Here is a 22,654-nt window from a genome sequence, read left to right on the forward strand (position 1 = left end):
GTGCCGGACACCCCCGACTCGGTCGGCTCCCACGCTCCGCCCCCCGGCCCGCCCGAGGCGGGCCAGGAGGCCGCGAAACGCAAGATCAGCGCCGGGCGCAATCTCCCGGCCGCGATCGGCGTCGGTGTCAGCCTCGGCGCGCTGATCGTGGCGATCCTGTACTTCGCGCCGCACCTGTGGGTGCCGCTCGTGGCCGCGGCCGTCGCCGTGGCCACCTGGGAGGTGGTCAAGCGGTTCCGGGCCGCAGGCACCGACCTGGAGCTGTGGCCGATGCTCATCGGTGGGCAGGCCATCATCTGGCTGAGCTGGCCGCTCGGCACCGAGGGCGTGCTCGCCGCGTTCGTGGCCACCGTGCTCGTCGCCACCGTCTGGCGGCTCCTGGGGCACCACAGCACTGCGGAGCCGAACTCCTTCACGCGCGACATCTCGACGACGGTGTTCGTGCTCGCCTGGATACCGCTGTTCGCGTCCTTCGGCGCGATGCTCGTGCTGCCCGAGGACCGCGGCCCGCAGCGGGTCGCGGCGCTCATCATCCTCGTCGTCTGCTCCGACGTGGGCGGCTACGCCTCGGGCGTCCTCTTCGGCAAGCACCCGATGGTGCCCGCGATCAGCCCGAAGAAGTCCTGGGAGGGCTTCGCCGGGTCGATGGTGGCCGGTGCGATCGGCGCCGTCCTCGTGCTCAAGTTCCTGCTCGACGTGAACCCGGTGTGGGGCCTGCTGCTGGGGCCCGTCGTGGTGATCACGGCGACCCTGGGCGACCTGCTCGAGTCGCAGGTCAAGCGCGACCTCGGCATCAAGGACATGGGCACCCTGCTGCCCGGCCACGGCGGCATCATGGACCGCCTGGACTCGCTGCTGCCGAGCGCGGTGGTGGTCTGGGCGGCGCTGACCGCGCTGATGGGCAACTGACGGCAGAGGGCGCGGCGACGCGCCGGATCAGTCCTGCAGCTTCTTCGCCGCGCGCCGCAGCTGGAGGATGCGCAGGGCCCCGGCGAGGCCCACGAGCAGCGCGCCGCCGATCGCAGCGATGAGCAGCGAGACGCCGAGCGGCAGGGTGGTCTTCCAGAAGATCAGGTTGATCTCGGTGTTCTGCTGGTTCTGCACGATGAACACCAGCAGCAGGAGCAGTACCACGGCGCCGCCGAGCAGCCCGGACCAGAGCGCGGCCGACCGCGTGTGCTTGACCTGCTCGTAGGCGTCGCGCGTGTCGACCCCCCGCTTCGAGGTCGGAGGTGCACCCTGGGGAGCCTCGCCGGCGGTGTCCGGTTCGACGCCGCCCCGCTCCAGACCGTCCGGACCGGAGGCATCGCGCTGTACGGGAAGATTCGTCGCATCGGTGGCGCCGGCGCGAGGGGTGGGGATCCCAGCGGCCTCGTCGCGGTCCCGAACGCGGTCTTCGTCCTTAGCCATGGCGTCATCCTGCCACCTCGGGACGGGCCGCGACGACAGACTCGCTGTGGGCCCCGGATATCGCTGGTCGGCGCCGCGGCGTCGACGTGGGACACTGGTGGGGTTATGAGCACCTCCCTGCCCCTGGTATTCGACGCGCCCAAGCGGGGCAAGCCCCCGCGTCACCTCGCCGACCTCACCGACGACGAGTTGCGGCAGGCCGTCGTCGACCTCGGTCTGCCGAAGTTCCGTGCGAATCAGCTGGCGCGCCACTACTACGGCCGCCTCGAGTCCGACGCGGCGACGATGACCGACCTGCCGGCCGCGGCGCGCGGCACCGTCGGGCAGGCACTGTTGCCCGAGCTGATGACGCCCGTCCGGCACATTGCAACGGACAGCGGCACGACCCGCAAGACCCTGTGGCGCCTGCACGACGGGACGCTGCTCGAGTCCGTGCTCATGCGGTACACCGACCGCGCGACGCTCTGCATCTCCAGCCAGGCGGGCTGCGGCATGGCCTGCCCCTTTTGCGCAACGGGGCAGGGCGGCCTCGACCGCAACCTCTCCACCGCCGAGATCGTCGACCAGGTCCGCAGCGCGGCGAAGGCCATGCAGGACGGCGACGTCGCGGGCGGCCCGGGACGGCTCTCGAACGTCGTCTTCATGGGTATGGGGGAGCCGCTCGCGAACTACAAGCGGGTGGTGCAGGCCGTGCGCCGGATCGTCGCGCCCGCGCCCGAGGGGCTGGGGATCTCGCAGCGGCACGTCACCGTCAGCACCGTGGGGCTCGCACCCGCGATCCGCAAGCTGGCCGACGAGGGCCTGTCCGTGACGCTGGCCGTCTCGCTGCACACGCCCGACGACGAGCTCCGCGACACACTGGTGCCCGTCAACAACCGGTGGAGCGTGGCCGAGGTGCTGGACGCGGCGCGCTATTACGCCGATCAGACCGGCCGGCGCGTGTCCATCGAGTACGCGCTGATCCGCGACGTGAACGATCAGCCGTGGCGGGCCGACATGCTGGGTGAGAAGCTGCGCAGGAAGCTGGGCCAGTTCGCGCACGTGAACCTGATCCCGCTGAATCCGACGCCGGGCAGTGAGTGGGACGCCTCGCCGAAGGACCGGCAGGACGAGTTCGTGCGCCGCGTGATAGCGCAGGGCGTCTCGTGCACCGTGCGCGACACCCGGGGCCAGGAGATCGCGGCGGCCTGCGGTCAGCTGGCCGCCGACGAGAAGTAGGTCAGTACTTCCACTTCTTGCGGCGGGTGGTGATCCAGTTGATCAGGATCGTGCCCAGGATGGCCACCGCGAAGCCGACGAGAAAGAGGTCTTCCGTCTTGCCCTGGTGGTTGCCGATGGTCATCAGCAGCAGGAGGATCGCGAACAGCACGCCGCTGATCCGGGCGGCGTTGGGGGCGGTACCGCTCCAGCCCCAGTCGCGCGACGGGACGTCGGCGATGTCGACCTTCGAAGTGGTCTGACGCTCCAGGTCGGTGGTTGCCACTCGAGTTCTCCTTCGTCGCTGCCTCAGCTGAGCACCGGGCGTGGCCCGGGATACGGAAGAATCCTATCCCGCTACGACCGAGCGTCGTACGAGGGGCGGGAATTCCTGGGTAGCGTGGCGCGGGTGATCTTCCATCTGGCGATCGTGACCGACTGGAACGCCGCCCGCGCGGCCGGAGAGTACGCGGTATCGACCCGCGGAGCCTCGCTGGCGGACGTCGGCTTCGTGCATTGCTCCACCGCGGAGCAGTGGCGGGGCGTGCGCGAGCGCTTCTACGCCGACGTGCCCGCCGCGGACCTCGTCCTGCTGTCCATCGACCCGACGGGGCTCGACGTGCGGTACGAGCCGCCGGCCCCCGGCGTGGCGGAGCTGTTCCCGCACGTCTACGGCCCGATCCCCGTGTCCGCGGTGGTCGGTGTCGACGCGGTGTCGCCGATAGGCTGAGCCCGTGACCACCCGCGTCCTCATCCTCGGCAGCACCGGCTCCATCGGCACCCAGGCGCTGGAGGTGATCGCGGAGAACCCGGACCGGTTCGAGGTGGTCGGCCTCGGCGCCGGCGGCGGCAACCCCGAGCTCCTCGCGCAGCAGGCCCGTGCGACCGGCATCGACGGTGCCCGGATCGGGATCGCGGACGCCTCCCGCGCCGCGGCTTTCGACGGTGCGCTGACCGGCCCGGATGCCATGACCCGCCTCGTCGAGACCGTCGAGGCGGACGTGGTGCTCAACGGCGTGGTCGGGAGCCTCGGCCTCGGCCCGACCCTCGCCGCGCTCGACAGCGGCGCGCGCCTCGCCCTCGCCAACAAGGAGTCGCTGGTCGCGGGCGGGTCGCTCGTGCTGAAGCGGGCCGCGGAGGGCCAGATCGTGCCCGTCGACTCCGAGCACTCCGCCATCGCGCAGTGCCTGCGCGGCGGCACCGCCGCCGAGGTGGACCGGCTGATCCTGACCGCGTCGGGCGGCCCCTTCTTCGGGCGGACCCGCGCCGAGCTCGCCGAGGTGACCCCGGAGCAGGCCGGCCGGCACCCCACCTGGTCCATGGGCCCGATGATCACGCTGAACTCCGCGACGCTGGTCAACAAGGCGCTCGAGGTGATCGAGGCGCACCTGCTGTTCGGCGTGCCCTACGACCGCATCGAGGTCACGGTGCACCGGCAGTCCGTCGTGCACTCGATGGTCACCTTCGTCGACGGCGCGACCGTCGCCAAGGCCTCGCCGCCGTCGATGAAGCTGCCGATCGCGCTCGCGCTGGGTTGGCCGAACCGGGTCCCGGGGGCGAGCGCGGCCTGCGACTTCACGCAGGCGCACACCTGGACCTTCGCGCCCGTCGACGACGAGGCCTTCCCCGCGATCGCCGTCGCCCGTGACGCCGGCACCCGCGGCGGCAGCCTCACGGCCGTCTTCAACGCCGCCAACGAGGTGGTCGCGCAGGCCTTCCTCGACGGCCGCACCTCCTTCCTCGCCATCGTCGACACGGTCGCGCAGGTCGTCGCCGACGGTGCCCAGTGGCAGGCCGAGCCGCGCGACGTCGCGGAGGTGCTGGCGGCGGAGCAGTGGGCCCGGCGGCGCGCCGCAGAACTGGTGGGCATCGACTGACGCTCATGACCGGATCGTTCCGGTCGACGGCCCGAACCGACCTGGTCGGGACTCGCCGACGAGTGAATCCTGGAGACCATGAACGCACTTCTCGTGATCGACGTCCAGAAATCCTTCCTCGCCCGTGGCTCGTGGTCGGAGGTGTCCAATCCCGACATCGCCGACGACGTGAATCGCTTGGTCGCGGCTGCCCGCGCAAGGCGAGATCCCGTGATCTGGGTGCTGCACGCCGAACCCGGCTCCGGCGGGCCCTTCGACCTCGATTCGGGCCTCGTCACCCTGCAGGAGGGGCTGGCACCGTCAGACGGCGAACCGGTACTGACCAAGACCTCCCGGAACGCCTTCACCACCACACGGCTCGGCCAGATCCTGCAGGCCTCGGGGGTCCGCGCCGTCACGATCGCGGGAATCCAGACCGAGCAGTGCTGCGAGACCACGGCGCGCGTCGCGGCCGACCTCGGGTACGACGTGACCTTCGTGACGGAGGCGACGGCGACCTTTCCGATCGTCCGACCGGACACCGGCGCGGTCCTGCCCGCCCCGGCGGTGATCGAGCGGACCGAGTTCGCGCTGGCGGGCCGTTTCGCGACCATCGCGACGCTCAACGACGTGGCCTGACGTGCGAGACTGCGGTTCGTGACGACGATCGCGTTCCTGCTGCTGCCAGGGGTGCACGTGCTGGACGTCGCCGGCCCGGCGCACGCTTTCGGGGTCGCGCACGATCTAGGGCACGACTACCGCCTGCGGTACGTGGGCGAGTCATCTCAGGTGCGCAGCCATCAGGGCCTACCGCTCGGAGCCGAGACCGACCTCCCGCTCCTCGAACCGCACGATGTGATCGTGGTCTCGGGATGGCGAACTCGCACCGGCGTCGTGCCCGCGACCTCGGCGGCGCTGCAGTGGCTGTCGGCGCATCACGGACGCGGAGGAGCGGTCATGTCGGTCTGCGCTGGCGCGTTCGCTCTCGGGGCGGCCGGCCTTCTCGACGGCCGGCGATGCACCACCCATCACGAGCACTGCGACACGCTCGCGGAGCGGCATCCCGATGCGCTGGTCATCCGGGACGTGCTGCACGTGACCGACGGGCGTATCCGTACGTCGGCGGGGGTCGCCAGTGGCATCGACGCGACGCTGGGGCTGCTCGCGGACCGGCACGGCCCGGCCCTCGCCGCGCAGGTCGCACGGTCGATGGTCGTGTACGCCCGCCGCAACGGGCACGCTCCGCAGCGCTCCGTGATGCTCAAGCACCGTGACCACCTCAACGATGCGGTGCACCGGGCGCTCGACGCGATCGACGGTGGTTTCTCCGCGCACCTCCCGCTGGCGGACCTCGCGGCGACCGCGGGGGTGAGCGCACGGACGCTCACCCGGATGTTCGCCGCGGAGGTGGGGATGACGCCACTGAAGTACCAGCAGGAAGTGCGGCTCGAACACGCGTCGTTGCTGATCGAGCACGGTGCCACCGCCGAGTCCGCCGCCCGGACGGTCGGATTCTCGGACGCACGGATGCTGCGCCGATTGCGTCGCCGGGCGTCCGAGCCCGCCGGGCCGGCGTGATCCGCCCGGTATCCTCGACGTCATGATGTACGCACTGGGTATCGCGGCGTTCGCGCTGTGCATCCTCGCGTCGATCGCGTGGCACGAGTGCGGGCACATGTGGGCGGCGCAGGCCACAGGCATGAAGGTGCGGCGGTTCTTCGTCGGCTTCGGGCCCACGGTGTGGTCGACGCGGGGGAAGAAGGGGCCCCAGGGCGACGACGGGATCGAGTACGGCGTGAAGGCGCTGCCGCTCGGCGGCTTCTGCGACATCGCCGGGATGACGTTGCTGGACGAGCTGAAGACCCCTGTCGAACAGCAGAAGGCGATGTACAAGCAGGCCGCATGGAAGCGGCTGTTCGTGCTCTTCGCAGGCCCGGGCATGAACTTCATCCTCGGTGCGCTGCTGATCTACGGGGTCGCGGTCACCGCGGGCCTGCCGTCGACGACCGCCACGCCGCGTGCGGCCGTCGCCGCCACCGGCTGCGTCGCCGACGCCACGACCAAGCCCACGAAGGAACAGCCCAGCACGCCGGTGGGCGAGTGCCGCCCGAGCCCCGCGGCGCAGGCGGGCCTCGTCCGCGGCGACGTCATCGCCTCGGTGAACGGCACCGCCGTCGACGCCGACACCGTCTTCGACGCACTGCAGAACTCGACGGGCGCGATCACGCTGGGCATCGAGCGCGACGGCCAGACCCGGACCGTCGTCATCGACCCGGTGACCAGCAAGAAGTGGCGTCCGTCGGCCGACGGGAAGGACCTCGTCGAGGTCTCCGGCCCGACCATCGGCATCAGCGTCGGCACCCTCGGCGTGACGGAGCACTACAACCCGATCACGGCGATCGGCGGCACCGCCGCGTTCACGCTGGACCTCGGGCACAAGACGATCGTCGCGATCGGGCAGCTGCCGCAGAAGGTGCCGGCGCTGATCGACGCGATCAAGGGCGAGGAGCGCGGCCTCGACACCCCGCAGTCGCTCGTCGGCGCGTCGATGATCGGCGGTGAGGTCGCCGAACGCAACATGTGGAGCGTCTTCTTCCTGCTGCTCGCCGGCCTCAACCTCATGCTCGGCCTGATCAACCTGCTGCCCGTGCCGCCCTTCGACGGGGGGCACATGGCGGTGGTGATCTTCGAGAAGCTGCGCGACCTGGTCACCGGCCGCAAGGGTGGCCCCGTCGACTACATGAAACTCGCGCCGCTGACGTACGTCGTCCTGGCGCTCGCGGGCGGGTACATGTTGCTCGTCCTCACAGCCGACATCGTCAACCCGATCAAGCTCTTCAACTGAAACCGGAGAAGCAGCACATGTCCGTAGGTTTGGGAATGCCGGCAGCCCCGGCCCCGACGCTCGCGCCCCGCCGCAAGACCCGCCAGCTCACCGTGGGCGGTGTCGGCGTCGGCAGCGACAGCCCCATCTCGGTGCAGTCGATGACCACCACCAAGACGCACGACGTGAACGCCACGCTGCAGCAGATCGCCGAGCTCACGGCGTCGGGCTGCGACATCGTGCGCGTGGCCTGCCCCCGGCAGGAGGACGCCGACGCGCTGCCGATCATCGCCAAGAAGGCGAACATCCCGGTGATCGCCGATATCCACTTCCAGCCGAAGTACATCTTCGCCGCGATCGACGCCGGCTGTGCCGCGGTGCGCGTGAACCCCGGCAACATCAAGGAGTTCGACGGCCGCGTGGGCGAGGTCGCGAAGGCGGCCGGCGCCGCGGGCATCCCGATCCGTATCGGCGTCAACGCCGGCTCGCTCGACAAGCGGCTCATGGAGAAGTACGGCAAGGCTACCCCGGAGGCGCTGGTCGAGTCCGCGCTGTGGGAGGCGTCGCTGTTCGAGGAGCACGGCTTCGGCGACATCAAGATCTCCGTCAAGCACAACGACCCGGTGATCATGGTCGAGGCGTACCGCCAGCTCGCCGCGCAGTGCGACTACCCGCTGCACCTCGGCGTCACTGAGGCCGGCCCTGCTTTCCAGGGCACGATCAAGAGCTCCGTCGCCTTCGGTGCGCTGCTCGCCGAGGGCATCGGCGACACGATCCGCGTCTCCCTCTCGGCGCCGCCGGCCGAGGAGATCAAGGTGGGGGATGCGATCCTGCAGTCCCTGAACCTGCGGCCCCGCAAGCTGGAGATCGTCTCGTGCCCGTCGTGCGGCCGCGCGCAGGTCGACGTGTACAAGCTGGCCAACGAGGTCACCGCCGGCCTCGAGGGCATGGAGGTGCCGCTGCGCGTCGCGGTCATGGGTTGCGTCGTCAACGGCCCGGGCGAGGCCCGCGAGGCCGACCTCGGCGTGGCCTCGGGCAACGGCAAGGGTCAGATCTTCGTCAAGGGCGAGGTCATCAAGACGGTCCCCGAATCCAAGATCGTGGAGACGCTGATCGAGGAAGCTCTGCGCATCGCGGAGGAGTCGGGGGATAGTGAGAGCGGGACACCGGTCGTCACGGTGTCATGAGGTGCGGCCCGCCGCTGGGGTGGGCCGTGTGGGGCGTGAGGAGTCGCCGGTGCTGAGGATGCTGCACGAACGGCCGGTCCCGCCGCGGGATCTGCCGAGGGTGCTGTCCGTCCTCGACGACGATCCCGTGGCCGCGTGCATGGTCGCGGGCCGTGTTCAGGAGTGCGGCACGGAGCCGGGCCGCCTCGGCGGCGAGCTGTGGACCCACCGGGACGTGGGCGGCTCGCTGTGCTTCTCCGGCGCGAACCTCATGCCCCTGCGCGGCGACCTCGACGACATGCGCTACTTCGCCGGTCGCGCCGGGCGCCGGCACCGGGCAGCAGCGTCGGTCGTGGGCCGCGCGGAGATGGTGCTGCCGCTGTGGGAGGGACTCGAGGGCGCCTGGGGCCCGGCCCGCGAGGTCCGGCCCGAGCAGCCGCTGATGACGATGGCCGAGCACTCGCCGTTCGCGCACGCCGGCGTGCGGCCCGCGCGCCTCGCCGAGCTCGACCGGTACCTCGATGCCGCGATCGCCATGTTCACCGCCGAGGTCGGGCTCGACCCGCGCGGCGCCGACGGGGGCCGCGCCTACCGGCGCAGGGTCGCCAACATCATTCTCGCCGGGCGCGCGTACGTGCTGTTCGACGATGCCGGGGTCGCCTTCAAGGCGGAGGTCGGCGCGGTCTCGCGGGACGTCGGGCAGATCCAGGGCGTCTGGGTGCGGCCCGACCTGCGGGGGCAGGGACTCGGCGGTGCCGGCACGGCCGCGGTCGCCGACGCGGTCCTCCGCTCGGGGCGGCTCCCCAGCTTGTATGTCAACAGTTTCAACGTCGCAGCCCGCCGCGCGTACGAGCGCGTCGGCTTCCGCCAAGTGGCGACGTTCGCCACTGTTCTGCTTTCCTAGTACCTCGTGAACGCATGGGGGTACGCGGCGGTCGTGGTGGTGATGGCGATCGGCCTGGTGGGGATCCTCGTCCCTATCCTGCCGGGCTCGTCGTTGGTGGCGCTCGGGATCCTGATCTGGGCGATCGTCACGGGCGGCAGCGCCTGGTGGGTGTTCGCCGCCGCGTTGGCCGTGATGGTGCTCGCCTGGGTCGTGAAGTACTTCGTCGGCGGGCGCACTGTGGCCAGGGCCGGGGCGGGGAAGTGGTCCCTGGTCGTCGGCGGTGTCGTCGGCATCGTGGGCTTCTTCGTGATCCCCGTGGTCGGCCTGCTCATCGGCTTCATCGGCGGCACCTTCGCCGCTGAGGCGATCCGCCTCAAGAGCGCGAGGGCCGGCTGGCGTGTCGCGCTCGCCGCCACTAAGGCCGCCGGCCTGCTCATCCTCATCGAGCTGGCCGGGGCGCTCGGCGCCATCGCGATCTGGCTGGCAGCGGTGCTGAGCTGAATTCCGACGCGACCCGGCCCTTCCGTGGGTCAGGGGAGGGCGATCCGCAGCGCGACGCTGACCTTCGCCATCGTCTGCGGCGACAGCGCGCCCACCCGTCGTTGTGAGCCGTGCGGCGAGAACGGTGTCGATCGCCGTCACAGCCCGGCCTCGCGTCTGGCGACGTACCGGCTGGCTGCTCGATCGGTTCCGTAGGGTGACGGGCATGAATCCTCAGACCGCTGCACTGTTCGACCTCACTGGCCGCACAGCGCTGGTCACGGGCGCGAGCTCGGGAATCGGGGCGGCGATCGCGGAGGCGCTCGACGGCGCCGGGGCCAGGGTTTTGCGCGCGGGCCGTGACCGCGGCCGGCTCGGACCCGACGGGATCAGTGCGGACCTCAGGCGCGGTGCGGCCGAGCTGATCGAGCAGGTCGACGCGCGTCTGGGTACCGAGGGCGGCATCGACATCCTGGTCAATTGCGCGGGCAGTAATCCGCGCCCCCCGCTCGGCGACATCGACGACGCGCTCTACCGGGAGATCCTCGCGGTCAACCTCGACGCCCCCTTCCAACTCGGCCAGCACTACGGGCCCCGGATGGCCGGGCGCGGCTGGGGCCGGATCCTCAACGTCGCGTCGACGCAGGCGCACCGCGCGTTCGGAAACAGCGGCGCCTACGGCGTCGCGAAGGCCGGCATCGCCGGACTCACCCGCTCCCAATCGGAGGCGTGGGCACCGTCCGGGGTCACCGCGAACTCGCTGACGCCAGGCCTGGTCGCGACGCCGATGACCACGGCCGTGGTCGCCGATCCCGAACGCGCCGAATACTTCCGACGGCGGGCGCACACCGGGACACTCGGCGCACCGTCGGATTTCGCGGCCGCGGCGGTCTTCCTCGCGGGGCCGGGGTCGGCGTTCGTGACCGGCCAGAACCTCTGCGTCGATGGAGGTCTTTCCGTCACCTGATGGGCGGGAAGGTTCGGCGCGGCGTGCTGGGTCGGCGGCTCGATGATCACCCTTCGGCCGCGCGCTGTTCACCATCAGGTCACCTCGGTCGATGACGATGCCCGGGAAGTCCGAATTGTCGACTATGTGAGGAAACCGACCAGATGCGAAACGTCCGTGTGATGGGAGTTCTAGGGTGCGGCAGTGCAGCGTTGCTGGCGTTGACCGGGTGCAGCGGCTCGTCCAACTCCTCCGACGTCGCGTCGCAGTCTGAGGGGGCCGCGACGGTCACGGTGTCCGCCCCGAACACCGGCGGAGGGGCGGCGCCGGCGACGAAGGAGGGATGTTTCCCGGTGACGCACCCCTTGGGCTTCCCGCAGCCGGACAACACCGACGAGGGCTTCATGGTGGCCATCGAGATTCCGCAGGGCAGCGCCAACAAGTACGAGATCGACGCGGAATCCGGTCAGATCATTCTCGACCGCGTGCAGTCGATGCCGGTGGCCTACCCGGGGAACTACGGCTCGGTTCCGAGCACCCAGGGCGGTGACGGCGACCCGTTGGATGGCCTCGTGCTGTCGCGGGAACCCATCGCGCCTGGCACCCAGGTCAAAGTGCGCGCGCTCGGGGTGCTCAAGATGATCGACGGCGGCGAGCAGGACGACAAGCTGATCACGGTGCCGGTAGCCGACGTCGACCCCGCCTTCGACATCTTCAAGAACGTCTCCGACCTGCCGCCCATCCAGCAGCAGCAGATCGAGCAGTTCTTCGCCGTCTACAAGAATCTCCCCGAGGGTCGGAAGAAGGTCGAGCTGTCGGGCTACGACCAAGCCGACCGGGCCAACGAGCTGCTCCGCGGGTCGGCGCAGAAGTACCAGGAGTCCTGCCGGTAGCGCGAGTGCCGATCGCGCTGTCACCTGCGCCCCATCGGTCACACGCCAGCGCGGCAACCCGAGCCCGACGTCGCACCGTCCTACCCTGAGGCGGTGAAGATGCCGATGCGCCGCCCCCTCGTGATCGTCGCCCTCGTGGCGCTGGTCGCGGCCGGTGGCTGCTCGCCGGCGAACACCAGCGGCCCGGGGCCGCTCGCAGCGCGCTTCGGCGCGGCCCTCGCGGACAGGGACCTCGACGGTGCCGCCGCCCTGACGACCGCACCCGAGACGGCGAAGAAGGCGCTGCACGCCGCCTTCGACGGACTGCAGGCCCGCGGCGTCCAGTTCAAGGTCGGGCAGGTGCGGACGACCGGCGCCACCAGCGAGGTCGAGTACCAGTACGACTGGGACCTGCCGGCCGAGCAGGGGCGCTCCAGCCGGACGTGGGACTACCGCGGGACGCTGACCAGCGTCCAGGAGAACGGTACGTGGCGCGTGCGCTGGGCACCGTCGGTGCTGCATCCGCGCCTGGGCGCGAACCAGACGATGGTGCTACGCGCCCTGCCCGCGGACAAGGCGCCGGTCAACTCCGCGTCGGGCGGCGCGGTGCTCGTCCCCGGCGTCATCACGCGGATCCGGATCGAGGCATCCAAGATCGTTGCGCCGACGACGGTGCTCGACGTCGCGAGTCAGCTGGCCCGCGCGCTGCAACCGATCCTGCCCGCGCTCGATCCGGTGCAGATAACGGAGCAGGCCACCTCGCTGAACGGGCCGTACACCGTGGCGTCGGTCAACCAGGACGACCTGCGCAAGCTCCCGGGCGACGTCACCTCCCTCCCGGGAGTGACGTTGGTCGAGCAGGCCGACCTGGTGCCCACCGACCGCAGCTTCGCGCCGGCGCTCATGTCGTCGATCAAGCAGAACGTCACGGGCGACCTCGCGGGTAAGGACGGCTGGGAGGTGATCGCGCAAGCCGACACCGGCGCGCGGGTATCCACGCTCGCGTCCACGGCGCCGCAGGCGGCACCCGCGGTCTCCGTGAGCATCTCGCCGATCGCCCAGGCCGCGGCGCAGGCCGCCGTGAACACCCGCCGCGACCGGCAGTCGATGATGGTCGTGATCCAGCCGTCGACTGGCGACGTGCTGGCCGTCGCGCAGAATCCCGAGGCCGACAAGCTCGGCTCGCTGGCCACGTCCGGCCTCTACCCGCCCGGCTCCACCGGGAAGATCGTGACCGCGACCGCCGCGCTCTCCGCCGGGATCGCCACACCCGAGACGATCGTGCCCTGCCCGGGCACGCTCACGATCGGCGAGCGCGAGGTGCCGAACTACAACCGCTTCGCCCTCGGCGACGTCTCGGTGCAGCGCGCCTTCGCCCGGTCCTGCAACACGAGCTTCGCCTTCCTCGGCGCCAAGCTCAAGCCCGAGGCGCTCAACACCGCGGCCGCCGAGCTCGGCATCGGGCCCGACTACGCGATCGCCGGCCTGCCGGTGTCCTCCGGGCAGTACCCGGTGCCCAAGGCCATGGTCAACCAGGTCGAGGACAGCTTCGGCCAGGGCGAGGTGCTCGTCAGTCCGTTCTCCATGGCGCTGGCCGTCGCCTCCGTCGCGCACGGCAGCGCCGTCACCCCGCAACTGCTCCTCGGCAAGCCCACCAAGGTCGACGGGGAGCGGCCTCCGCTCGATCCCAAGGCCGCCGACGGCGTGCGCGCCATGATGCGCGAGGTCGTCGCCTCCGGTACGGCCGAGCTGATCCGGGGCTCGGGGGACATCCTGGGCAAGACCGGGGAGGCGGAGGTCGACGGTGGCTCGCACGCCTGGTTCGTCGGCTACCGGGGCGACCTGGCCTTCGCCACCCTCGTCGTGCTCGGCGGCAGCTCCGACAACGCCGTCGCCGTCACCAAGGACTTCTTCGATCGCTTCGACGCCCCGGTCGGCGCGTCCCCGAACTGAGTCCTAGGGGCTCGTCCATCGCTGGGCCATGACGAGCGTCGTGGTCCTGAAGGACTTCGCCGTGGGCGGCCACTCGATGGAGACGGACTGCGGTCCGATCCGGATGGACGTCTGCGGAGCGACCGTGAACACTGTGCCCTTGGCGTCCTCCGAGGCGAAGGTGCCGCGGACGGCCTCCTTCGGCACCGGCATCGAGCCGGTGTCGCCGTCCCTCTTCTCGGTGTAGGCCCGGAGGTATCGCTCCCCGTCGGCGTCCCGGCACACGACGAACCGGTGCGGATCGTCAGAAGACGAGGCGGTCACAATCACCGCGCGGTCGTCGCCGTCGCAATGCGCTGGTGAGCCGATGAATCCGAATTCTGTGCCCGACGGTGGCATGCTGTCGAAGGCGGGAGCGGGGGTGACCGACGTGCTCGACGTGGGGGAGAAGTCGAACTCCGACGCCGTGTGGCCGGGGCGGACGTAGGTGGTCGGGCCCGCCTCCTCGCTCGATCCGCAGCCGCTGATCGCGCCCGCCGCAAATACGCCGACGACTGCCGCCGCCACCAGGGGTGCGTGTCTCATTGCCCGCCTCCGTAGTCGTGTGAGTAGGTGCGCGCCGCGCTCGAGCGTGTCGCCGCTTGGCCACGTGTTCGTCGTCGAGTACAGGTTTGTGACCGTGCAACCAGAAATGTGATCATCTGTACCATCTGTGCCGTTGTAAGTTATACGGAGTAGATTTCGACCGCAAGAGATGAGGATTACATCGATCTGGGTTGCTCTACGTCGACAAGGCGCAGGCGAAGCGAGTCGCTGCGTCCGCCGCGTCGATTGACGGCCAGGCGTGCAACTGGTGCTGCTCCTCGGAAATCGATTGCGGAGCCGAAGCGGATCGCGGGACGCTCGTTCGCATGGACATCGCACTGATGGCGCCGGCGGCCGACTGGCACGACGAGTGGCGGCGCAATGTCGCGGAGTGGGGCGACGTCACACACCACCCGGGCTCCGGCAGTGCGCTGGCCCGCGACCTGGACCTGGCGGCACCGTCGGGCTTCGCGACCTGGGTGGGCCGCCTGAACGAGCAGCCGATGATCGACCGCGGCAGCGACCTCGTGCCCGCCACGACCTGGTGGATGGTGCGCGGCGACCGCTACCTCGGCGCGATCCAGCTCCGGCACAGGCTGACCCCGTTGCTCGCCGAACTGGGCGGCCACATCGGCTACCACGTGCGGCCCTCGGCGCGTCGGATGGGAGTCGCGTCGCGGCGTTGCGCGAGGTGGTCCGACGCGCCGCGGGCCTCGGGCTGGCGGAGGTCCTCGTCACCTGCGATGAGAGCAACCTCGGCTCGCGCCGCACCGCGGAGTCGGCCGGCGGCGTGCTCACCCGCATCCGTCCCGTCGACGACTACGGCATCGCCCACGGCTTCCTCGAACCGGCCTGCCACTACTGGATCCCGACGACGCCGATCTCGCGCACCGTGACTTAACAGCGTTAGCGGCAGGCGTTTCCCCAGGAAGCCACCTGGGCTAACGCTGTTAAGTCGGGCCGGGGCGGTCGTGGAGGCCAGCCGGCGGCGGTGGTGGAGTAAGGACGGGGCGCGGGGGCCGCGGTGGCCTCCGATTACGCTGAGCTGATGACCCGCGCTGCACTCGTCCCCGGCACCGTCTCACCCCGCCTGGCCGTGCCGGCGAAGATCGTGCGACCCGAGTACGTCGACAAGAAGACGGCGAACGAGGGCAAGGAGCCGTGGGTGCAGACGCCCGAGACGATCGAGAAGATGCGGCTCGCCTCGCGGATCGCCGCCGACGCGCTGCAGGCCGCGGGCGCCGCGGTGGCGCCCGGGGTCACCACCGACCACCTCGACCGCGTGGCGCACGAGTACATGCTCGACCACGGCGCCTACCCGTCGACGCTGGGCTACCGGGGCTTCCCCAAGAGCTGCTGCACCAGCCTCAACGAGGTGATCTGCCACGGCATCCCGGACTCGACCGTGATCGAGGACGGCGACATCGTCAACATCGACGTGACCGCCTACATCGACGGGGTGCACGGCGACACCAACGCGACCTTCCTCGCCGGCGACGTCGCCGAGGAGCATCGTCTCCTCGTCGAGCGCACCCGCACCGCGACGGAGCGCGCGATCAAGGCCGTCAAGCCGGGCCGTGAACTCAACGTGGTAGGCCGGGTCATCGAGTCGTACGCGAACCGCTTCGGCTACACCGTCGTCCGCGACTTCACCGGCCACGGCATCGGCGAGACCTTCCACAACGGCCTCGTCGTGCTGCACTACGACGAGCCGAACGTCGAGACGGTGCTCGAGCCCGGCATGGTCTTCACGATCGAGCCGATGATCAACCTCGGCGGCCTCGACTACGAGATCTGGCCCGACGGCTGGACCGTCGCCACCACCGACAAGAAGTGGACGGCGCAGTTCGAGCACACCCTCGTCGTCACGGACGACGGCGCCGAGATCCTCACGCTGCCGAGCACCCCCGCGGCCTAAGTGCGCGGCGCCCTCCTTCTCGCCGGCGCGACCTCGGACGCCGGGAAGTCGACGGTGACGGCCGGGCTGTGCCGTCTCCTGGCGCGACGGGGCGTGCGCGTCGCGCCGTTCAAGGCGCAGAACATGTCGAACAACTCCGTCGCCACCGTCGAGGCCGACGGCACCAGCGGGGAGATCGGGCGCGCCCAGGCGACCCAGGCGCTCGCGTGCGGGCTGGCGCCGTCGACCCGGTTCAACCCCGTCCTGCTCAAGCCCGGGAGCGACCGGCGCAGCCACCTGATCCTGCACGGCAGGCCGGTCGGCGACGTGGGCGCACGCGATTACGTCATCCGCCGGCAGTGGCTTCTCGACGAGGTCACCACCACCCTGCAGGCGCTGCGCGACGAATTCGACGTGGTGCTGTGCGAGGGCGCGGGCAGCCCCGCCGAGATCAACCTGCGCGCCACCGACATCGCCAACATGGGGCTCGCACAGGCGGCGGGCCTGCCGACGGTGATCGTCGGCGACATCGACCGCGGGGGAGTGCTCGCGCACCTCGCCGGCACCGTCGCCGTGATGCCGCCCGAGGACCAGCGCCTCGTCTTCGGCTTCCTCATCAACCGGTTCCGCGGCGACCGCTCGATCCTCGAACCCGGCCTCGAGCAACTCGCCGACCTGACGCGACGCCCCACGCTCGGCGTGCTCCCGTACCTCACGGACCTCTGGCTCGACGCCGAGGACTCGCTCGCCGCGCTCGGCACCGACCTCGTCGGCCCGGGCGCCACGCGGCCCGACCCGATCCGGGTCGCCGCCGTCGCCCTGCCGCGGGTGTCCAACACCACCGACGTCGAGGCGCTCGCGTGCGAGCCCGGCCTGACGGTGCGCTGGACCACCCGGGCCGCCGACGTCGCCGACGCCGACCTCGTCGTGCTTCCCGGTAGTCGGAGCACCGTCGGTGACCTGGCGTGGCTGCGCGAGCGCGGCCTGGCCGACGCCCTCGTCCGCCGCGCCGCCGCCGGCGGGCCGATCGTCGGGATCTGCGGCGGCTTCCAGATGCTCGGCCGGACCATCGCCGATACCGCCGGTGTCGAGGCGCCGGCCGGGACGCGGGTGGACGGCCTCGGAATCCTCGACCTCGACGTCGAGTTCGCGCGCACGAAATGCGTCCGGAACGTCGCCGGCGCCGGGCTGGGCGCGGCCGCGACGGGATACGAGATCCACCACGGCACCGTCGTGCGGAACGCGGAGAGCCCTGCGCTGTTCGGTCCCGACGGGCCGGAGGGGGCGCTCACGCCGCACGTCCTCGGCACCCACTGGCACGGACTGTTCGGGTCCGACGACTTCCGTCGCGCGTACCTCGCTCGCACGTTCCCCGGTCGGGACCTGGGCGCCGCCGTCCGCTACGAGGGTGCGCGGCTCGCGCAGCTCGACGCCATCGCCGATGCGCTGGAGGAGCACTGCGACGTGGAGGCGATCCTGCGGCCTTTGCATTCACCCCCTGCGTTTTCGGCGATCCTGCCGACCCTTCGGATCATCAGTGACTACCGTTGACCACCATGCCGATCGATTCAGGTGACACGGTGCAGGTGCCCGCGGGCTCGTGGACCTTCGACGTGTCGATCGGGGGGCCTGAGCACGGGGTACCCGTCCTGTTGCTGCACGGATTCCCGCAGACCGAGGAGTGCTTCGACCCGGTCCGGGAACGACTGCACGAGGCGGGACTGCGCACGATCGCGCCCCGCCAGCGCGGCTACAGTCCGGGTGTGCGCCCGGTGGGGGTCGATCAGTACACGATGAAGCTCCTCGCCGAGGACGCAGCGCGCATCCTCGACGCGCTCGAAGTGCCCTACACGCATGTCGTCGGGCACGGCCTCGGCGCGACCGTGGCGTGGCACTTCGCCGCGACCTATCCGCTGCGCGCCATGAGCCTGACGGCCGTCTCGTTCGGCCACCCGTCCGCGTTCGGTGATGCGCTGGCCAACGACCAGGACCAGCGCCAGCGCTCCCGCTACCTCGAGTTGTTCCTCCGGTCCGGTGACGCGGAGAAGGCTCTGCTCGCCAACGACGCGCGGACGCTCCTGGCCACGGCGCCGGGCGGCGGTATCGAGGCGCTGACGGACGAGACGACGCTCACGGCCGCCCTGCACTGGTACCGCGCGAACCTGGTGTCCGGCGGTGAGGGCCTGGACTGTCCGGTGATCGAGGTCCCCACCACGCTGGTCTGGGGTACCCGCGACGCCATCGCCGGCCCGGCGCAGGCCAAAGGGACCGCCCACTATCTCCGGGCCGACTACCGGCTCAGCGAGGTCCCCGACGGGGACCATTGGCTCCCGGTGCGCGCCCCGGCGGCCCTGGCGTCGGAGATCGCGTTGCGGACGCTGCGGAACTGACCGCGCTCGCACGCGGCCGGTTCCCAGCGGTGCGGCCTACGTGTCGGAGCCGCAGGTGCAGTTGTCGCCGCACGAGCAGTTCTCGCACGTGCAGTTCGGGTTGGAGCAGCCGGGGGCAATAGAATCATGCTGAATCATGCATGGAACTCTACCCCGCACAGCGCCTAGAATCACCCCTCCTTCGCGAGCCCCAGGAGTGCGTTCTCGACCAGCTCCGGCAGGGCCGGGTGGATCCAGTACTGCCCGCGCGCGAACTCCTGCGCGGGAAGGGAGAAGGACATCGCCGTGATCGCCGACTGGATCAGCGCCGAGGCCTGGTGCCCGACGATGTGCGCGCCCACCAACAGCCCCGTCGACCGGTCCGCGATCAGTTTGCACACGCCCTCGGCGTCGGCCATCGCCCAGCCGTAGGCGATGTCGGCGTAGCGCTGCTCGGCGACGGCCACGTCGATGCCCCGCGAGCGGGCCTCGGCCTCGGTCAGTCCGACGGAGGCGACCTGCGGGCGGGAGAAGACCGCGCCCGGGACGAACCGGTGATCCGAGGTCGCCGCTGGGGTGTCCCATCCTGACAGCAGGTTCTCCGCGACGACGCGCGCTTCGTGGTTGGCCACGTGCCGCAGGGGGAACCGCGTGCTCACGTCGCCGAGGGCCCACACGCCGCGGACGGGCGTGCGCTGGTGCTCGTCGACGGGGACGCGCCCCGCACCGTCGAGCTCGATGCCGATGGCGGGGAGCGCCAAGCCGTCGCCGTTCGGCGTGCGACCGGTGGCGACGAGCAGCACGTCGCCGGCCACCGTCGAACCGTCGGAGAGGTCCACCTCCACGCCGCCGCCGCTCGCGCGGGTGGCCGTGACCTCGGTGTTCAGGCGCACGTCCCAGTGCTCCGCGACCTGTGCGGTGAACACCTCGGCGATGGTCTGGTCCTGGGCGCGCAGCAGCCGCTCGCCCCGCGCGACGACGGTGACCTCGGAGCCGAGGCCGGCGAAGACGTGGGCGAATTCGGCGGCGATGTACCCGCCGCCGACGATGATCACGCGCCCCGGCAGCGCGTCGAGCCGCATGATCGTGTCGTTGGTGTGGAACGGCGCCGCGCCGTCGGCGGTGAAGATCGGCGGGATCACGGGCCGCGAACCCGCGGCGATCACGATGTCGCGCCCGGCGACCACGGTGCCGTCGGCCAGTTCGAGGCGGTGCAGCCCGTCCCCGGACTGGGGCAGGAACCACGCCTCCTGCTGGAAGACGGTGACGTTCGGGCACTCGTTCTCGCGGTAGCGCAGGCCGCCCGCGGCGTAGCGGTCGATGCGGCCGAAGACGCGGTCCCGGATGTCGGCCCAGCGGGTGCCGGTGATCTCCGCGTCGACTCCGACGGCGCCGCCGTCGCGGGCCTCGTCGGCGACGTCGGCGGGGTAGACGAACATCTTGGTGGGGATGCAGCCCACGTTCAGACAGGTCCCGCCGAAGGCGCCGTTGAACTGCCCCTTGTCGACGATCGCGATCGAGCGGTCGTCGAACCGCTCGTCGGGGATCGTGTTGCCGGCGCCGGAGCCGATGATGACGAGGTCGAAGACGCGCTCGGCCATGTCAGGCCTCGATCTCGCGGGCCAGCCAGGAAGCCAGCTCGGCGTACGCGGTCTCGCGCGCATCCTTCTCGGAGAGGAAGACGTCGTGCTTGGCGTTCTCGACGGGGATCACCGTCAGCCGCCCGCCGAGCGCGCCGGACCACTTCGCGATCTGCCGGGTGTCGAGCACGATGTCGGCGCGGCCGGCCTCCTCGCTCCACTCCCTCGGGGCGAAGCTCCTCGTCGAGCGGAGCACGAGCGACGGGACGCCCACGTCGAGGCCGCGGTGCAGCAGGCTGTGGGCGACGCGCACGGCGCGCAGCCAGCCGAAGCGCACGGGGAAGCCCTCGATCGGCTTGATGGTGGTGTCGAAGTCGAACTCGCCGTGCGCGTCGGCGTGGATGGTCTGGCCGTAGACGCCGACCGACTCCACGGGGACGACGCGGGTGCCCGCCGCCTTGCCGATCAGCTTGACGACGGGCGTCGCGAGCTCGCGCAACACCGCCGAGCCCTGCAGATCGAACCACGGGCTGTCGAGCACGAGACCGACGATCGGGGCGGTGCGGCCCGCCGCGCGGCGGCGGTCGAGCCACAGCGGGGTGATGAGGCCGCCGGTGGAGTGTGCCGCGACGACGACGCCGAGCCCGGGATGCTCCTGCTCGATCGCCGCGACCGCGAGGTCGAGCTCGGTGTCGTAGACCGTGAAGTCGGTCGCGTAGTGCGCCGACTGGCCCTCCCGGAGCGAGCGCCCGCACTTGCGCAGGTCCAGCGCGTAGAAGGCGTAGCCGCGGTCCGCGAAGAACTCCGCGACGGCGGTCTGGAAGAAGTAGTCGGAGAAGCCGTGCACCCAGAGCACCGCGTGGTGCGGGTCCTGCGGACCGGAGACGTGCTTGACGAGGGTCGCCACGACGTCGCCGCCCGGCTCGCCGTCGGGGTCGGGGCCCAGTTCGAAGGTGTGCGCGACGAAGTCGTCGCCCAGGACGTCGGGGGAGTAGGTCAGCTCAGTGGTGGCCACGGGTTCACTGTAATGACGGCGGGCGGTCCGGTCGTGCTGCCACGGTGCGCTGCGCGCCGTCGGCGGACCCCGGAGTAAGGTTCTGGCCGAGAAGGGGGCCGATTCGTGGCCCCGCCCCACGTCGAGGAGTGACCTACCAGATGGCCCGTAACGTGATCAGCACGGACGTCGCGCTCGTCGGCGCGGGAATCATGAGCGCCACGCTCGGCACCCTGCTCCGCAAGCTGGAGCCCAGCTGGTCGATCAACGTCTTCGAGTCCCTGGACGCCGCGGCCGCCGAGTCCTCCGACCCGTGGAACAACGCGGGCACCGGCCATTCGGCGCTGTGCGAGCTGAACTACACCCCGCAGGCCGCCGACGGTTCCGTGGACATCTCCAAGGCCATCACGATCAATGAGCAGTTCCAGGTCTCGCGCCAGTTCTGGGCGTACGCGGTGGACGCGGGCGTGCTCGACGATCCATCCGACTTCATCAACCCCATCCCGCACGCCAGCTTCGTGCACGGCGCCGACAACGTGGAGTACCTGCGCAAGCGCTACGACGCGCTCTCCGACCAGACGCTGTTCGAGGGCATGGAGTTCTTCACCGACCCCGCCACGTTCACCGAGCGGCTGCCGATCATGGCCGCGGGACGCAACTTCGGCGACCCGGTCGCCGTGAACTGGTACGAGGGCGGCACCGACGTCGACTTCGGCTCGCTGACCAAGAAGCTCATCAACTTCGTGGGCAAGGGCGGCGCCGTCCACTTCGGCACCAAGGTCACGGGCCTCAAGCGCACCAAGGACGGCTGGCGCCTGACCGTGCGCAACCTGCGCACCCACGAGGTCACCCACGTGGACGCGCGGTTCGTCTTCGTCGGCGCGGGCGGCGGCGCCCTGCCGCTGCTGCAGAAGTCGGGCATCAAGGAGGCGAAGGGCTTCGGCGGTTTCCCCGTGTCGGGTCAGTTCTTCCGCTGCACCAACCCCGAGCTCATCGACCACCACGCCGCCAAGGTGTACGGCAAGGCCGCCGTCGGCGCCCCGCCGATGTCGGTGCCCCACCTCGACACCCGCGTCATCGAGGGCACCAAGGGCCTGCTGTTCGGCCCCTACGCCGGCTTCTCGCCGAAGTTCCTCAAGGCCGGCCAGTACACCGATCTGCCGCTGTCCGTGAAGCCGAACAACCTGCTCCCGATGATGGCCGTCGGTCTCAAGGAGATGGGCCTGACCAAGTACCTCATCGGCGAGCTGCTGCAGTCGCCTGCCGACCGCGTGAAGACGCTGTCGGAGTTCGTGCCCCGCGCGACCGGCGGCGACTGGGAGCTCATCACCGCCGGCCAGCGCGTCCAGGTGATCCGCAAGGGCCCCGGCGGCGGCAACCTCGAGTTCGGTACCGCGGTCATCGCCGCGGACGACGAGTCGATCGCCGGCCTGCTCGGCGCCTCGCCCGGCGCCTCGACGGCGGTGCCGGCCATGCTCGACGTGCTCGGCAAGTGCTTCCCGAAGCACATGCAGGCGTGGAAGCCGCTGCTGCAGGAGATGATCCCGTCCTACGGCACGACCCTCAACGACAACAAGCAGCTCTTCGGCCAGGTCTGGGACTGGACCAACCGCACGCTGCAGCTGTCCCCGGGCGTTGAGGCCGACGCGCAGGGCTAGCG

23 protein-coding genes are annotated in these 22,654 nt (G+C 70.8%); 18 read left to right on the top strand and 5 right to left on the bottom strand.

Features of this window, described 5'->3' with window-relative positions; genetic code table 11:
* Positions 1-909, top strand: coding sequence for a phosphatidate cytidylyltransferase (locus tag FK529_RS18395; protein ID WP_438947213.1), 909 nt, complete (start codon positions 1-3; stop codon positions 907-909).
* A gap of 27 nt (positions 910-936) precedes the next feature.
* Here FK529_RS18395 and FK529_RS18400 read toward each other — a convergent pair whose 3' ends face one another.
* The gene (locus FK529_RS18400) at positions 937-1,410 is read right to left on the bottom strand and encodes a LapA family protein (RefSeq protein ID WP_146563958.1); all 474 of its coding nucleotides are present in this window, start codon (positions 1,408-1,410) and stop codon (positions 937-939) included.
* A gap of 105 nt (positions 1,411-1,515) precedes the next feature.
* On the opposite strand from FK529_RS18400, the gene rlmN reads away from it, so the two are divergent.
* Positions 1,516-2,628: a dual-specificity RNA methyltransferase RlmN gene (gene rlmN, locus FK529_RS18405; protein WP_146563960.1), complete on the top strand. Its 1,113-nt coding sequence runs from the start codon at positions 1,516-1,518 to the stop codon at positions 2,626-2,628.
* Between the two features lies 1 nt (position 2,629).
* Here the strand turns inward: rlmN and FK529_RS18410 are convergent, their stop codons facing one another.
* Positions 2,630-2,893 (bottom strand): DUF2631 domain-containing protein, encoded by a 264-nt coding sequence (locus FK529_RS18410; protein WP_146563962.1) that lies wholly within the window; start codon positions 2,891-2,893, stop codon positions 2,630-2,632.
* Positions 2,894-3,016: 123 nt separating this feature from the next.
* Here FK529_RS18410 and FK529_RS18415 point away from each other — a divergent pair, with 123 nt between their 5' ends.
* The 11 genes from FK529_RS18415 to FK529_RS18465 all read left to right on the top strand — a co-directional run bounded on the left by FK529_RS18415 (position 3,017) and on the right by FK529_RS18465 (position 13,590).
* Positions 3,017-3,337 carry a DUF952 domain-containing protein gene (locus tag FK529_RS18415; RefSeq protein ID WP_146563964.1) on the top strand — a complete coding sequence of 107 codons (321 nt, stop codon included), beginning with the start codon at positions 3,017-3,019 and terminating at the stop codon, positions 3,335-3,337.
* 4 nt (positions 3,338-3,341) lie between these two features.
* A complete protein-coding gene (gene dxr / locus FK529_RS18420; protein WP_146563966.1) occupies positions 3,342-4,484 on the top strand; it encodes a 1-deoxy-D-xylulose-5-phosphate reductoisomerase in 1,143 nt (380 codons plus the stop codon).
* Between the two features lie 78 nt (positions 4,485-4,562).
* Complete coding sequence (locus tag FK529_RS18425; protein WP_146563968.1) at positions 4,563-5,102, top strand: cysteine hydrolase family protein; 540 nt, start codon at positions 4,563-4,565, stop codon at positions 5,100-5,102.
* A gap of 18 nt (positions 5,103-5,120) precedes the next feature.
* A complete protein-coding gene (locus FK529_RS18430) occupies positions 5,121-6,041 on the top strand; it encodes a GlxA family transcriptional regulator (RefSeq protein ID WP_146563970.1) in 921 nt (306 codons plus the stop codon).
* Positions 6,042-6,063: 22 nt separating this feature from the next.
* Entirely contained in the window at positions 6,064-7,308 is a 1,245-nt protein-coding gene (locus FK529_RS18435) for a M50 family metallopeptidase (RefSeq protein ID WP_146563972.1), read from the top strand.
* A 17-nt stretch (positions 7,309-7,325) separates the two neighbouring features.
* On the top strand, positions 7,326-8,474 hold the full coding sequence (gene ispG, locus FK529_RS18440) for a flavodoxin-dependent (E)-4-hydroxy-3-methylbut-2-enyl-diphosphate synthase (protein WP_146563974.1): 1,149 nt from the start codon (positions 7,326-7,328) through the stop codon (positions 8,472-8,474).
* A 49-nt stretch (positions 8,475-8,523) separates the two neighbouring features.
* The gene (locus FK529_RS18445; RefSeq protein WP_146563976.1) at positions 8,524-9,357 is read left to right on the top strand and encodes a GNAT family N-acetyltransferase; all 834 of its coding nucleotides are present in this window, start codon (positions 8,524-8,526) and stop codon (positions 9,355-9,357) included.
* 6 nt (positions 9,358-9,363) lie between these two features.
* Positions 9,364-9,840 carry a DUF456 domain-containing protein gene (locus tag FK529_RS18450; protein WP_438947214.1) on the top strand — a complete coding sequence of 159 codons (477 nt, stop codon included), beginning with the start codon at positions 9,364-9,366 and terminating at the stop codon, positions 9,838-9,840.
* Positions 9,841-10,045: 205 nt separating this feature from the next.
* Positions 10,046-10,786, top strand: a complete 741-nt coding sequence (locus FK529_RS18455; protein WP_146563978.1) for an SDR family NAD(P)-dependent oxidoreductase — start codon at positions 10,046-10,048, stop codon at positions 10,784-10,786.
* A 332-nt stretch (positions 10,787-11,118) separates the two neighbouring features.
* Positions 11,119-11,658 carry an inorganic diphosphatase gene (locus FK529_RS18460; RefSeq protein ID WP_231703172.1) on the top strand — a complete coding sequence of 180 codons (540 nt, stop codon included), beginning with the start codon at positions 11,119-11,121 and terminating at the stop codon, positions 11,656-11,658.
* Between the two features lie 99 nt (positions 11,659-11,757).
* Entirely contained in the window at positions 11,758-13,590 is a 1,833-nt protein-coding gene (locus FK529_RS18465) for a penicillin-binding transpeptidase domain-containing protein (RefSeq protein WP_146564016.1), read from the top strand.
* A 3-nt stretch (positions 13,591-13,593) separates the two neighbouring features.
* Here the strand turns inward: FK529_RS18465 and FK529_RS18470 are convergent, their stop codons facing one another.
* The gene (locus tag FK529_RS18470; RefSeq protein ID WP_146563980.1) at positions 13,594-14,154 is read right to left on the bottom strand and encodes a hypothetical protein; all 561 of its coding nucleotides are present in this window, start codon (positions 14,152-14,154) and stop codon (positions 13,594-13,596) included.
* Between the two features lie 682 nt (positions 14,155-14,836).
* Here FK529_RS18470 and FK529_RS18475 point away from each other — a divergent pair.
* The 4 genes from FK529_RS18475 (at position 14,837) to FK529_RS18490 (ending at position 18,441) form a co-directional block, all read left to right on the top strand.
* The gene (locus FK529_RS18475; RefSeq protein ID WP_146563983.1) at positions 14,837-15,055 is read left to right on the top strand and encodes a hypothetical protein; all 219 of its coding nucleotides are present in this window, start codon (positions 14,837-14,839) and stop codon (positions 15,053-15,055) included.
* Positions 15,056-15,199: 144 nt separating this feature from the next.
* Positions 15,200-16,072, top strand: coding sequence for a type I methionyl aminopeptidase (gene map / locus FK529_RS18480; RefSeq protein WP_193559730.1), 873 nt, complete (start codon positions 15,200-15,202; stop codon positions 16,070-16,072).
* Entirely contained in the window at positions 16,073-17,602 is a 1,530-nt protein-coding gene (locus FK529_RS18485; protein ID WP_146563986.1) for a cobyric acid synthase, read from the top strand. It abuts the gene before it with no gap.
* A gap of 5 nt (positions 17,603-17,607) precedes the next feature.
* Positions 17,608-18,441 (top strand): alpha/beta fold hydrolase, encoded by an 834-nt coding sequence (locus tag FK529_RS18490; RefSeq protein WP_146563988.1) that lies wholly within the window; start codon positions 17,608-17,610, stop codon positions 18,439-18,441.
* Positions 18,442-18,611: 170 nt separating this feature from the next.
* Here the strand turns inward: FK529_RS18490 and FK529_RS18495 are convergent, their stop codons facing one another.
* Positions 18,612-20,021, bottom strand: coding sequence for a mycothione reductase (locus FK529_RS18495; protein WP_146563990.1), 1,410 nt, complete (start codon positions 20,019-20,021; stop codon positions 18,612-18,614).
* 1 nt (position 20,022) lies between these two features.
* Positions 20,023-21,015 (bottom strand): alpha/beta hydrolase, encoded by a 993-nt coding sequence (locus FK529_RS18500; protein ID WP_146563992.1) that lies wholly within the window; start codon positions 21,013-21,015, stop codon positions 20,023-20,025.
* A gap of 140 nt (positions 21,016-21,155) precedes the next feature.
* Between FK529_RS18500 and mqo the strand changes: the two genes are divergently transcribed.
* The gene (gene mqo / locus FK529_RS18505; protein WP_146563994.1) at positions 21,156-22,652 is read left to right on the top strand and encodes a malate dehydrogenase (quinone); all 1,497 of its coding nucleotides are present in this window, start codon (positions 21,156-21,158) and stop codon (positions 22,650-22,652) included.
* Positions 22,653-22,654 lie beyond the last annotated feature (2 nt).

It is taken from the genome of Tsukamurella asaccharolytica, assembly GCF_007858435.1.
In the GTDB taxonomy this organism is placed as follows: domain Bacteria; phylum Actinomycetota; class Actinomycetes; order Mycobacteriales; family Mycobacteriaceae; genus Tsukamurella; species Tsukamurella asaccharolytica.

Excerpts from the sequence above, each read along its gene's own strand:
- FK529_RS18400 (WP_146563958.1), bottom strand. The coding sequence starts at position 1,410 with ATGGCTAAGGACGAAGACCGCGTTCGGGACCGCGACGAGGCCGCTGGG.
- rlmN (WP_146563960.1), top strand. The coding sequence starts at position 1,516 with ATGAGCACCTCCCTGCCCCTGGTATTCGACGCGCCCAAGCGGGGCAAG.
- FK529_RS18425 (WP_146563968.1), top strand. The coding sequence starts at position 4,563 with ATGAACGCACTTCTCGTGATCGACGTCCAGAAATCCTTCCTCGCCCGT.
- FK529_RS18435 (WP_146563972.1), top strand. The coding sequence starts at position 6,064 with ATGATGTACGCACTGGGTATCGCGGCGTTCGCGCTGTGCATCCTCGCG.
- ispG (WP_146563974.1), top strand. The coding sequence starts at position 7,326 with ATGTCCGTAGGTTTGGGAATGCCGGCAGCCCCGGCCCCGACGCTCGCG.
- FK529_RS18455 (WP_146563978.1), top strand. The coding sequence starts at position 10,046 with ATGAATCCTCAGACCGCTGCACTGTTCGACCTCACTGGCCGCACAGCG.
- FK529_RS18465 (WP_146564016.1), top strand. The coding sequence starts at position 11,758 with ATGCCGATGCGCCGCCCCCTCGTGATCGTCGCCCTCGTGGCGCTGGTC.
- FK529_RS18470 (WP_146563980.1), bottom strand. The coding sequence starts at position 14,154 with ATGAGACACGCACCCCTGGTGGCGGCGGCAGTCGTCGGCGTATTTGCG.
- FK529_RS18490 (WP_146563988.1), top strand. The coding sequence starts at position 17,608 with ATGCCGATCGATTCAGGTGACACGGTGCAGGTGCCCGCGGGCTCGTGG.
- FK529_RS18495 (WP_146563990.1), bottom strand. The coding sequence starts at position 20,021 with ATGGCCGAGCGCGTCTTCGACCTCGTCATCATCGGCTCCGGCGCCGGC.
- mqo (WP_146563994.1), top strand. The coding sequence starts at position 21,156 with ATGGCCCGTAACGTGATCAGCACGGACGTCGCGCTCGTCGGCGCGGGA.